Below are 10,963 nucleotides of genomic sequence, written 5' to 3' on the forward strand. Positions count from 1 at the left end.
AATAGTATTAAAACACGCCTTGTAAAACCGGTACAAAATTTAAATTTAGCATAGTGATTGTCATTTGAAAGACTAAATTTTTCATAAAAGAGTAGAGCAACCTTAGTAGATAAAGAGACAATACCATTATTGTAAAGCACATATAAAATTATCGTTACAGAAAATAAAATTAAGAAGGAAAATACCATAGCTAACTCCTATTGAGTACAAAGTTCAAAATATTTTGCTAGTTATTTGATTGTAAAAATCTAACTAAATTTTTTACGTTAGTAGACGGACTTACGTGGAATCTGTGGATTTCAAGCAAGGTTTCAGGATTATCAGGGTCTAGTTTGCTGAGTTTTGTAGCAAACTTATTTGCGCCGACAAAACCATATTTTAATCCCGCATCAACAACCGCTTTTTTGGCAATTTCATTTACCATTGCACCTGGATATGCAATTGCATTTGGAAAAGTTGAAGACATATTGTAAACTACGTCATTGTTCCAAACCAGATCATTTTTTATTTTTGCGTAAAATTCCGCGTCAGTTTCCCCTTCGAGTTTAGAAGAGAGAAAAGTCTTGCCCTTGTTTGCACCATCCAAAAAAGTTCCATCTAAACTATAAGTGTGACTGCCAAAGGCAAATACACCCGATTCAGCCATTTCTATAATTTGCGGGCGAGTTAGAAAATCAGGTCTTTCGAGCTGAGAGCCTACCATGAAGAGAGAAGCTTTAGCACCATATTTTTTTAGTATCGGATATGCATTTTCATAGTTATTTCTGTAACCATCATCAAAAGTTATAAATATAGGATTTTTTGGAAGTTTCATCTCTCCACTCACAAGCTTGTCTAAATCATATAGAGTTAGGAAAGTAAAATCAGCTTCCTTCAAAGCTTTTATAGTTTCTTCAAACTTGGCATTTGAAATCACATATTCACTATTAGTTGGATTTTCATCACTTATTCCATGGTAAGTTATCACTGGCAGAGTTCCCTTGCCCACAGTCCTAATTCGAAACCAATATATAAGTCCGAAACCAAGCACGATGAGAATTAAAAATATATACTTTTTCATAAAGTCCTCCGATTAAAATAATGTGTTGTAAACATTTTAACATAAACCTAAGAAACAATCTTCTATGGTATAATTCAAAAGAGGAGTGAATTATGAAAAAAATACTTACAGGAACTATAATAGATTCAAAATTTCCAAACAAGTCAACAGTTGTGGGAGAAAATTTTGAACTTAAAATAAAGGGCGGAATAAAAGGACAAGTTGTAGAAATTAAAAAAGCAGGACACAGAAAAGGGAAACTGATAAATGTATTAAAATCGGCACCGATTGAAACAGAAAATAATTGTGAACATTTAGAAGTGTGCGGAGGATGTACATACCAAAGATTTTCGTATGAAAATGAAATAGAATACAAGAGAGAATTATTAAATAAATTATATAGAGACGAGGGATTTGACTTTGATATAGAAATGGTCGCTTCGCCCGTTTATAAAGACTACAGAAATAAAATGGAGTACACATTTTCAGATGAGTACAAGGACGGTCCATTAGCGCTTGGGCTACACATGAAAAATAGATTTTATGAAGTTGTAAACACAACAGATTGCAACATAGTAAGTCAGGATTTCAACACAATAAGAGCTTTTACAAGAGATTATTTTGACGGAGTTTTAAAACCATACCACAAGATGAGACATGTTGGAAATTTAAGACACCTTTTGATTAGAAAATCTATTCTTGGAGAAATATTGGTAAATTTAGTAACAACAAGCGAAGAATTTGATTACACGACATATTTTGAAGAACTTTTAAAATTAGAACTAGATGGAAAAATAGTCGGAATTATACACACTAAGAATGATGCGCTATCCGATGCAATTGTTCCGGAAGTTGTTGAAGTTTATTACGGAAGAGACTATCTAAACGAAGAAGTTTTAGGATTGAAATTTAAAGTTGGTTTGTATTCATTCTTCCAAACAAACACAAAATCTGCCGAGGTGTTGTATAGCTTGGCGAGAGATATGCTTGGAAATATGGGAGACAAAGTGTTGCTAGATCTATATTGTGGAACGGGAACTATAACTCAAATAATGGGACAGGGAACAAAAGAGGCCCTTGGCATAGAGATAGTTGAAGAAGCTGTAGAAGCTGCAAGAGAAAATGCCAAACTAAATGGCATGACAAATATAAAATTCATAGCAGACGACGTTTTAAATGCAGTAAAAGATTTGGAATATGTGCCGGATGTAATAGTGCTTGATCCACCAAGAGAGGGAATAAATCCAAAGGCAATAGATAAAATAATAGACTTTTCACCAGAGAAGTTTTTATATATTTCATGTAATCCGGTGACACAGGCGAGAGATTTAAAAAAATTTGTAGAACGTGGATATGAAATAGTTCAAATTAAGGCTCTTGACCAGTTCCCAAGAACTTCTCATGTGGAGACGGTAGCGTTATTGTCCAAACTTGATGTCGATAAGCATATAGATGTTGAAATTAAGCTGGATGAGCTTGATTTGACAAGTGCTGAAAGCAAGGCTACTTATGCACAAATCAAAGAATATATATTAGAAAAATTCAATTTAAAGGTTTCGACACTCTATATTGCTCAGATTAAAAGGAAATGTGGTATTGAATTAAGGGAGCACTATAATAAGTCAAAAAAAGATAAACAAGTTATTCCACAATGCACACCGGAAAAAGAGGAAGCTATCATGGATGCTTTAAGGCATTTTAAAATGATTTAATAGAAATGGAGGGTATTTATGAGTTGGATAATAAAAATAATCTTATTTCCAATTAGCTTGGTATTAAGTATCCTCACAGCATTTCTGACATTTCTACTTGGTATCGGAACAGCCCTACTGTATTTGCTGATGATTTTTTGCATATTTGGAGCAATTGCATCTTTTCTGCAAAAAGAAGTTACCATCGGAATCGAAGCATTGATTATTGGATTCTTAGTTAGTCCATACGGAATACCGATGGTTGGAGCAACAGTTATAGCTTTTTTACAAGGTATCAATGAAGCGATAAAATCAATCTAAAAAATTTCATAAAAATGGTTGCCAAAGGCGATAGAAGAAAAAACTATCGTCTTTTTCTTTGCAAATTTTTAAGGAGGGAGGTGATCTTGCATGGACTTTGACTATTTCTATAACAGAGAAGCGGAAAGATTTAACTTTCTGAAAGTACCTGAAATATTGGTAGATGGAGAAGAATTTAAGGGACTATCTGCTGAAGCCATTATCCTATACTCCATGCTTTTGAAACGCACAGGAATGTCCTTTAAGAATAACTGGGTGGACAAGGAAGGCAGAGTATTTATCTATTTTACTGTTGAAGAAATTATGAGAAGAAGAAATATCTCAAAGCCTACTGCCATAAAAACATTGGACGAGTTAGACAGCAAAAAAGGAATAGGACTGATTGAAAGAGTAAGGCTTGGACTTGGTAAGCCGAATGTCATTTATGTCAAAGACTTTATGAGCATAATAGCGGTAAAAGAAAATGACTTTCAGAAGTCAAAAAACTTAACTTCAGAAGTAAGAGATTTTAACCTCAGAAGTAAAGAAAATGAACTTCAGGAAGTTCAAAATGTTGACTCTAACTATATAGAGAATAATAAGAGTAAGTATAGTAAGAGAGAATATAGTTTTGGGAAAAGCGGACTTGGAACATTTCAAAATGTCTTTTTAAAGGACGAAGACATAGGAGAATTACAAATAAAAATGGCAGGAGAGCTTGATAACTACATTGAAAGACTATCAACCTATCTTCAAAGTACCGGAAAGACATATAAAGACCATAAAGCAACAATCCTTTCTTGGTTTTATAAAGATCAGGGAAGTAAGAAAAAATCCAATATCCCTACATGGGAGGAATATAACAAGGGAGTACATTTATGATTAAAGAATTAGAGAAAGTGATGATAGAAGATGTGGAGTACAGCTTCAATCCTGAAAAAGAATACATTAAAGACGGACACGCCTACTGTAAAGTGTGTCATGAAAGAAAAGATGGAAAAGCATTAGAATTTTTCGGAAAACAGATGATATTTAAGACAGCTTGTAAATGCGATAGAGATAGAGAAACAAAAGAAAAAGAAAGACAAAAGCAGCTTGAAATCGAGAGATTAAAAAGTATCTGCTTCACATCCATGATTCAATGGGCATATACCTTTGAAAACTATCATGGAAAAGAAAATCAGAGCCTTATTATCGCAAAGAATTTTGTAAAAGATTATGAACTGATGAAAAAAGAAAACATCGGACTTTTGTTTTATGGTTCGGTGGGTAGCGGAAAGACCTATCTTGCCTGCTCTATTGCCAATGCACTGATTGAACAATATCAGATAAGCGTTAAGATTAGAAACTTTTCACAGATAATCAACGAACTGCAAAAAGGCGGATTTGACCTTGATAAAAACGCATATATCGAATCCCTTGTAAACACTTCCGTTCTCATCTTAGATGATTTAGGAATTGAAAGAGATACAAGCTATGCCAAAGAGCAGGTATATAACATTGTGAATAACAGGTATTTAAAGCATAAGCCAACAATCTTTACCACAAATTTTTCATACAGCCAAATTGAAAACTGTACGGATAGTGTGGAATATCAGAGGATTTACTCAAGGATTATTGAGATGTGTATTCCTGTGATGGTACTTGGAGAAGATTACAGAAAAGTTATTCAGGAAGAAAAATTAAAGAGGAATAAAGAAAGATTACTGACTGGAGGTGAGAGAACTTGATCAATGAAGAAATTGCAAGAAAAACGCTGAATATGGAGGTTAAAGCCGGAAAAGTAACAGCAAAACTTCTTTTGACTTTACTCAAGAAACTAATGAAAGAGGCTGAGAAACTCGGAGGACTGGAAAAGCTCGTTAGTAGCAAAGGAAATGAAGTGAAGCTCAAAGATATGGTTAAAAAGGGACAGCTTGAAGAGATACCAGTAGAAGAAACAGAATTGAAGGAACTGAAAAAAGAACTGAACAGATATGGAGTTAAGTTTTCGGTAATGAAAGACAAAGAATCAGGTAAATACTCAGTGTTCTTTCAAGCGAAAGATATGAAAGTGATGGATAAAGCCTTTAAACACGCTCTTTCAGAATCGGAAAAGAAAACGGAAAGGAAAGAGTCCATTCACAAAAATATTGAGAAGTTCAAGGAGATGGCAAAGAATACTATTTCTAAAGATAAAGTCAAGAATAAACAAAAGGAGCAGAGCCTATGATAGATAAGATACTAAAAGACATCAAAGGCTTATTTAAGGTGCAAGATAAGGCAAAGTTTCTAAAGCAGAATATTCCCTATCTTGCATTTTTCTATGTTGGCAATATCTTTTCTCACCATGTAAGAGCCTATACTGGTGGCGATGTGATAGACAAAATCTTTCAAGGAATATTAGAGCTTAATACCATGAGCTTTATTCCGAGTATTCATCCAACTGATATTTTAATGGGCGTAGGAGTAGCAGTTTTAATTAAATTTATAGTCTATACCAAAGGGAAAAATGCTAAAAAGTTCAGACAGGGGAAAGAGTATGGATCAGCACGATGGGGAACGAGAAAAGATATAGAGCCTTATGTTGATGAAAAGTTCCAAAATAACATCTTACTTACCCAAACTGAGCGATTAACCATGAATGGCAGACCGGCAAATCCTAAATATGCTCGTAACAAAAATGTGCTTGTAATCGGTGGATCAGGAAGTGGAAAAACGAGATTTTATGTAAAACCGAATCTTATGCAGATGCACTCGTCATATTGCGTAACAGATCCTAAAGGAACGATAGTCATTGAGTGTGGCAAGATGCTTGAAGATAATGGCTATGAGATAAAAATTTTAAATACCATCAACTTCAAAAAGAGCATGAAGTATAATCCATTCGCCTACCTTAGAAGTGAAAAAGATATACTCAAATTAGTGCAGACAATTATTGCAAACACAAAGGGAGAGGGTGAAAAAGCAGGTGAGGACTTTTGGGTGAAAGCCGAAAAACTCTACTATACAGCTCTTATTGGATATATCTTCTATGAAGCTCCAAGAGAAGAAAAGAACTTTGCAACACTACTGGATATGATAGACGCTTCAGAAGTCAGGGAAGATGATGAAACATATATGAATCCCATTGATAGACTATTTGAAGCATTGGAAAAGAAAGAGCCTACGCACTTTGCGGTAAAGCAATATAAAAAGTACAAACTTGCTGCTGGAAAAACGGCGAAGTCTATTCTTATTTCATGTGGTGCAAGGCTTGCTCCTTTTGATATTCAAGAGCTTAGGGACTTGATGAAAGAAGATGAACTTGAGCTTGATACACTCGGAGATAGAAAGACAGCACTTTTTGTTATTATCTCTGATACAGATGATACTTTTAACTTTGTGGTGTCTATTATGTACTCGCAGTTATTTAACCTACTTTGCGATAAGGCAGATGATGAATACGGGGGAAGATTACCTGTTCATGTAAGGTGCTTGCTTGACGAGTTTGCCAACATCGGCTTAATTCCAAAATTCGAGAAATTGATTGCAACAATCCGAAGCAGAGAGATTTCAGCAAGTATTATCTTGCAGGCACAATCTCAGCTAAAGGCAATCTACAAGGATAATGCAGATACCATTGTAGGCAACTGCGATAGCACTTTGTTTCTTGGTGGAAAGGAAAAGACCACACTAAAGGAGCTATCTGAAACACTTGGTAAAGAAACCATAGATCTATATAACACATCGGAAACACGATCCAATGCCAATAGCTATGGACTGAATTACCAAAAGACAGGAAAAGAGCTGATGAGTCAAGATGAGATAACGGTTATGGATGGCAGTAAATGTATTTTTCAGCTTCGAGGTGTAAGACCGTTTTTATCAGATAAATTTGATATTACAAAGCATAAGAATTACAAGTTACTTGAAGATTTTGATAAGAAAAATGCCTTTGATATTGAGGAATATATCAAGCGAAAAGGGAAAGCAAAATTAAATAGAGAAACGGTTATTACAAGAGTGCAGTAAGTCTAAAGAACATAGATTTACTGCTTTTTTTATTGCAAGGAGAAGATATGATAAGGATAAGAAGTCCCACTAAGGAAAACTAAATAGCAAGAGTATTAGCGATTGGAAAAGAAAAACTCCGATCGCTTTTTTTATTGAAAAGAAAAGGAGAAATTTTTAATGAAGCAAGAAATGATTAACATCAATGCCAATTTATTGGCAGAACCAACTTTTTCGAGTTTTGACAAAGAGGGAGAAGCTGTTGAGGTTGCAAACTTCACACTTGTAAAAAAGTATGGAAAAGGTAAGGAATATATCAATTGTGCAGCCTATGGTGAAAAGTCAGAAACAGCAAAAGCCTTTGAAAAGGGCGATTTGATTCATATCTTTGGTTACTTTAAGAAGCGTGAAAAAGACGGAAAGACTTACAAAAACTTTGTTGTGAAGTCATACAATAAAATTGAAAAGAAAGAAGAAAACGAGGAGGAATAAATTATGGAATTTTTTACACAGGCAGTAAATGTATTAAAGATTTTAGTTATGGCAGTAGGTGCAGGACTTGGAGCATGGGGCGTTATTAACCTGATGGAAGGATATGGGAATGACAATCCCGGTGCAAAATCTCAGGGTATTAAGCAGCTTATGGCAGGAGGCGGTATTGTCCTTATCGGATTAAAGCTCATTCCACTTCTTGCCAATGTACTCAAGTAAGAAGAAAAGGAGAGCTTAGATGTTTGGAATATTCGACAAGATAGAAGAATTTTTTAAGGAACTTCTACTGGGCGGTATCCAAGCAAACTTAGAGACCATGTTTCTTGACATCAACGATAAAGTTGGTGCAGTTGCAACAGATGTAGGAAAAACTCCCATGGGGTGGAACGGAGATGTATTTGCCTTTATCAAAAGCATTAACGATTCCGTCATTATTCCCATAGCGGGACTAATCATCACAGCAGTCCTTTGTATTGAGCTTATCAATATGGTAATGCAAAAGAACAATATGCATGATACGGACACCTTTGAATTTTTTAAGTACATCATTAAGATGTGGATTGCTGTATGGTTAGTATCTCATGCTTTTGAATTTTCAATGGCAGTCTTTGATGTGGCACAACATATGGTAAATAAGGCGGCAGGGGTGATAAATACCTCTGCCACCGTTTCCGGAGATCAGATAGTGGCAATGATGGATACCTTAAAAGAAAAGGGGCTTGGAGAGCTTGTCATGATTCTCTTTGAAACCTCACTCATAAAGGTTGCCATAGAGGTAATTTCCATTGTAATCATGCTTGTGGTTTACGGAAGAATGTTTGAGATTTATGTTTACTCATCGGTTTCAGCCATTCCATTTGCCACAATGGGAAACAAAGAGTGGGGACAAATTGGAACAAACTATATCAAAGGACTATTTGCACTTGGGCTACAAGGACTCTTTTTAATGGTTTGTCTTGGAATATACGCAGTATTAGTTAAGACAATAAAGATAACAGATATACACACAAGTACCATGACGATACTTGGATATGCGGTTTTGCTGGGGTTAATGATGCTAAAGAGCGGAACTCTGGCCAAAAGCGTATTAAATGCACACTAACAGAAAGGAAGGATAGGATGATCAAAAGAAAAACAGTATTTACAGCAGTAGTAATCGGAGCAGGTGTTATAGCGGTGATTGATAGAATCAAACTTTTTAGCAAGATTAATGACTTGGAAGAAAGAACAAAAGACATCGGTCGCTGCCATAATGACTTTTGTATTTTGCAGGAAAGATATAACAAAAATACAGATAAACAGATAGAAAGCATTCAGGAAGAAATCGGCTCTGTTTATGAACACATGGCAGAGCTTTCAAAGGAAAAAGAAGATGGGAGGTAAGTTATGGCGTATGTACCAATCCCAAAAGACCTAAAGAAGGTAAAAACAAAGGTAGCTTTTAACTTAACAAAAAGGCAGATGATAGGTTTCACACTCGCAGGACTGGTAGGACTACCAGTCTATTTATTTATGCGAAAGATCGTTCCAAATGATATAGCCGTCATATTTCTCATTTTGTCCACACTCCCTATATTTTTCATCACTCTTTTTGAAAAGGACGGACTGACATTTGAGAAATATTTTAAATATATTTACCTTCATAAGTTTTATCAGCCACAAAAAAGAGTGAGAAAGGAGGTTTACCTTGAAAGACAAAAGAAAGATTCAGCAGGTAAAGTTAGAACAAAACAAAAAGATGTTAAGAAGTCAAAGACAGGACTTAAAGCAAAACAAGGGAAAATCTAAAAAAGATAAAGGCGGGCTACTTGACCTTATTTTTAGAAAAGAACCAAAAAGATATACTGTCGAAGATACCATTCCCTATCTTAGACTCTTAAAAAGCGGGATATGTCAGCTTGATGAAAAGCACTTCAGTAAAAGCATAGCCTTTCAGGACATCAACTATCAGCTTGCCTTAGATGAGGATAGGGATTTGATTTTTAATCAGTTTGCAAATTTCTTAAATTCCTTTGATCCAAGTGTCAGCATAGAATTTTCCTACATCAATCAGCTTGGACGAAACGAAGAAATGAAATCGGCAATTCAGATACCGGATAAAGGGGATGGATTTGACGGTATACGACTTGAGTTTAGAGAGATGCTAAAAAGTCAGATTGTAAAGGGAAATAACGGACTGAAAAAATCAAAGTATATAACCTTTACAGTGGAAGCTGATAATTTAGAACAGGCTACATCAAAACTTGAAAGACTGGAGATAGATATATTATCTAATCTAAAAAGCATGGGAGTGAGAGCTGAAAGTCTTACAGGAGAAGAAAGATTAAAGATACTTCACGATATATTAAATCCCAATAAGACCTTTGAATTTTCATACAAGGACTTAAAGAAAAAAGAAAGCACAAAGACATATATTGCTCCTGATGAATTTAACTTTACTCCGTCAAGGTATTTTAAGTTTGGGAAGTTTATCGGTGCAGTCAGCCATTTTCAAATTCTTGCCAGCGAGCTTTCAGACCGTATGCTTGCCGAGTTTTTGGATATTGATGATAACATCAATATTTCATTTCATATTAAGGCAATCGACCAATCGGAAGCTATTAAAATGGTAAAGAGAAAAAATACCGATATTGACAAGATGAAAATTGAGGAAAATAAGAAAGCGGTAAGAAGCGGTTATGATATGGACATTCTTCCATCGGACTTAATCACCTATGGAGAAGATGTAAAAAGCCTCCTAAAGGACTTACAGACAAGAGATGAGCGAATGTTTGTGGTAAGTATCGTCTTTATGAACTTTGCAAAAACGGTGCAAAAGCTTGATAACACAATCTCTCAGATAAGTTCCATTTCAAATAAGCATAACTGTAAGCTGAAAAGACTTGACCATGCGCAAGAACAAGGACTTATCAGCGTGCTACCTCTTGGCGTAAACAAGATTGAGATAGATAGAGGACTAACCTCATCATCTACGGCAGTTTTTATGCCCTTTACCACAGAGGAGCTTTTTATCAATTCAAGTAACAGTCTTTATTACGGACTAAATGCCTTAAGCCATAACCTGATTATGGCAGATAGGAAAAAACTCAAAAATCCAAACGGTCTAATCCTCGGAACTCCTGGAAGTGGTAAATCCTTTAGTGCTAAAAGAGAAATGGCAAATGCAATTTTAGTAACGGACGATGATGTGATTATCTGCGATCCAGAAGGGGAGTATGGAAACCTTGTAAGACAGTTTAAGGGAGAAGTGATAAAGGTCAGCAGTAAGTCAAAAGACTACTTAAATCCCCTTGATATAAATATGAATTACGGAGATGGAGATGCACCTCTTAAAGACAAGGCAAATTTCATTATGTCCATGCTTGAACTTGTAGTTGGAGGAAGCGGACTTACAGCAGAAGAAAAGTCGGTTATAGATAGGTGCCTTCCTAAAATCTATGAAAAGTATTTTGAAAATCCGACTCCTGAC

Annotated in this window: 14 protein-coding genes; 12 read left to right on the forward strand and 2 right to left on the reverse strand. The window is 35.3% G+C overall.

What is annotated here, in order from left to right; genetic code table 11:
- Positions 1-188: hypothetical protein (locus HMPREF9129_RS11910; protein WP_218916018.1), on the reverse strand; the 188-nt coding region annotated here is incomplete at its 3' end.
- A gap of 38 nt (positions 189-226) precedes the next feature.
- Positions 227-1,060 (reverse strand): polysaccharide deacetylase family protein, encoded by an 834-nt coding sequence (locus HMPREF9129_RS02240; protein ID WP_004819896.1) that lies wholly within the window; start codon positions 1,058-1,060, stop codon positions 227-229.
- A 92-nt stretch (positions 1,061-1,152) separates the two neighbouring features.
- Here HMPREF9129_RS02240 and rlmD point away from each other — a divergent pair, with 92 nt between their 5' ends.
- The 12 genes from rlmD to HMPREF9129_RS02300 form a co-directional block, all read left to right on the forward strand.
- Entirely contained in the window at positions 1,153-2,751 is a 1,599-nt protein-coding gene (rlmD, locus tag HMPREF9129_RS02245) for a 23S rRNA (uracil(1939)-C(5))-methyltransferase RlmD (protein WP_004819898.1), read from the forward strand.
- Between the two features lie 18 nt (positions 2,752-2,769).
- Complete coding sequence (locus tag HMPREF9129_RS02250) at positions 2,770-3,051, forward strand: CD1845 family protein (protein WP_004819900.1); 282 nt, start codon at positions 2,770-2,772, stop codon at positions 3,049-3,051.
- Between the two features lie 90 nt (positions 3,052-3,141).
- The gene (locus HMPREF9129_RS02255; RefSeq protein ID WP_000344986.1) at positions 3,142-3,912 is read left to right on the forward strand and encodes a replication initiator protein A; all 771 of its coding nucleotides are present in this window, start codon (positions 3,142-3,144) and stop codon (positions 3,910-3,912) included.
- The gene (locus HMPREF9129_RS02260) at positions 3,909-4,760 is read left to right on the forward strand and encodes an ATP-binding protein (protein WP_004819904.1); all 852 of its coding nucleotides are present in this window, start codon (positions 3,909-3,911) and stop codon (positions 4,758-4,760) included. The genes HMPREF9129_RS02255 and HMPREF9129_RS02260 overlap by 4 nt, the downstream gene beginning before the upstream one ends.
- Positions 4,757-5,242 carry a PcfB family protein gene (locus HMPREF9129_RS02265; RefSeq protein WP_004819906.1) on the forward strand — a complete coding sequence of 162 codons (486 nt, stop codon included), beginning with the start codon at positions 4,757-4,759 and terminating at the stop codon, positions 5,240-5,242. The genes HMPREF9129_RS02260 and HMPREF9129_RS02265 overlap by 4 nt, the downstream gene beginning before the upstream one ends.
- On the forward strand, positions 5,239-7,023 hold the full coding sequence (locus tag HMPREF9129_RS02270; protein ID WP_004819908.1) for a VirD4-like conjugal transfer protein, CD1115 family: 1,785 nt from the start codon (positions 5,239-5,241) through the stop codon (positions 7,021-7,023). The genes HMPREF9129_RS02265 and HMPREF9129_RS02270 overlap by 4 nt, the downstream gene beginning before the upstream one ends.
- A gap of 159 nt (positions 7,024-7,182) precedes the next feature.
- Positions 7,183-7,494, forward strand: a complete 312-nt coding sequence (locus HMPREF9129_RS02275) for a single-stranded DNA-binding protein (protein WP_000807039.1) — start codon at positions 7,183-7,185, stop codon at positions 7,492-7,494.
- A 3-nt stretch (positions 7,495-7,497) separates the two neighbouring features.
- Positions 7,498-7,713, forward strand: a complete 216-nt coding sequence (locus tag HMPREF9129_RS02280) for a Maff2 family mobile element protein (RefSeq protein ID WP_000394208.1) — start codon at positions 7,498-7,500, stop codon at positions 7,711-7,713.
- 19 nt (positions 7,714-7,732) lie between these two features.
- The gene (locus tag HMPREF9129_RS02285; protein ID WP_004819928.1) at positions 7,733-8,596 is read left to right on the forward strand and encodes a VirB6/TrbL-like conjugal transfer protein, CD1112 family; all 864 of its coding nucleotides are present in this window, start codon (positions 7,733-7,735) and stop codon (positions 8,594-8,596) included.
- 17 nt (positions 8,597-8,613) lie between these two features.
- Positions 8,614-8,877 carry a hypothetical protein gene (locus HMPREF9129_RS02290; RefSeq protein ID WP_000595839.1) on the forward strand — a complete coding sequence of 88 codons (264 nt, stop codon included), beginning with the start codon at positions 8,614-8,616 and terminating at the stop codon, positions 8,875-8,877.
- 3 nt (positions 8,878-8,880) lie between these two features.
- Positions 8,881-9,282, forward strand: coding sequence for a PrgI family protein (locus HMPREF9129_RS02295; protein WP_004819933.1), 402 nt, complete (start codon positions 8,881-8,883; stop codon positions 9,280-9,282).
- A partial coding sequence (locus HMPREF9129_RS02300) for a VirB4-like conjugal transfer ATPase, CD1110 family (protein ID WP_370882800.1) occupies positions 9,182-10,963 on the forward strand: 1,782 nt, incomplete at its 3' end. The genes HMPREF9129_RS02295 and HMPREF9129_RS02300, both read left to right, overlap by 101 nt.

Origin of the sequence: Peptoniphilus indolicus ATCC 29427, from assembly GCF_000227315.1 — a bacterium.
Classification (GTDB): Bacteria; Bacillota; Clostridia; order Tissierellales; family Peptoniphilaceae; genus Peptoniphilus; species Peptoniphilus indolicus.

Bases quoted from the DNA above. Each gene is read 5' to 3' on its own strand.
- HMPREF9129_RS02240 (WP_004819896.1), bottom strand. From the start codon at position 1,060: ATGAAAAAGTATATATTTTTAATTCTCATCGTGCTTGGTTTCGGACTT.
- rlmD (WP_004819898.1), top strand. From the start codon at position 1,153: ATGAAAAAAATACTTACAGGAACTATAATAGATTCAAAATTTCCAAAC.
- HMPREF9129_RS02250 (WP_004819900.1), top strand. From the start codon at position 2,770: ATGAGTTGGATAATAAAAATAATCTTATTTCCAATTAGCTTGGTATTA.
- HMPREF9129_RS02255 (WP_000344986.1), top strand. From the start codon at position 3,142: ATGGACTTTGACTATTTCTATAACAGAGAAGCGGAAAGATTTAACTTT.
- HMPREF9129_RS02260 (WP_004819904.1), top strand. From the start codon at position 3,909: ATGATTAAAGAATTAGAGAAAGTGATGATAGAAGATGTGGAGTACAGC.
- HMPREF9129_RS02270 (WP_004819908.1), top strand. From the start codon at position 5,239: ATGATAGATAAGATACTAAAAGACATCAAAGGCTTATTTAAGGTGCAA.
- HMPREF9129_RS02275 (WP_000807039.1), top strand. From the start codon at position 7,183: ATGAAGCAAGAAATGATTAACATCAATGCCAATTTATTGGCAGAACCA.
- HMPREF9129_RS02280 (WP_000394208.1), top strand. From the start codon at position 7,498: ATGGAATTTTTTACACAGGCAGTAAATGTATTAAAGATTTTAGTTATG.
- HMPREF9129_RS02285 (WP_004819928.1), top strand. From the start codon at position 7,733: ATGTTTGGAATATTCGACAAGATAGAAGAATTTTTTAAGGAACTTCTA.
- HMPREF9129_RS02290 (WP_000595839.1), top strand. From the start codon at position 8,614: ATGATCAAAAGAAAAACAGTATTTACAGCAGTAGTAATCGGAGCAGGT.
- HMPREF9129_RS02295 (WP_004819933.1), top strand. From the start codon at position 8,881: ATGGCGTATGTACCAATCCCAAAAGACCTAAAGAAGGTAAAAACAAAG.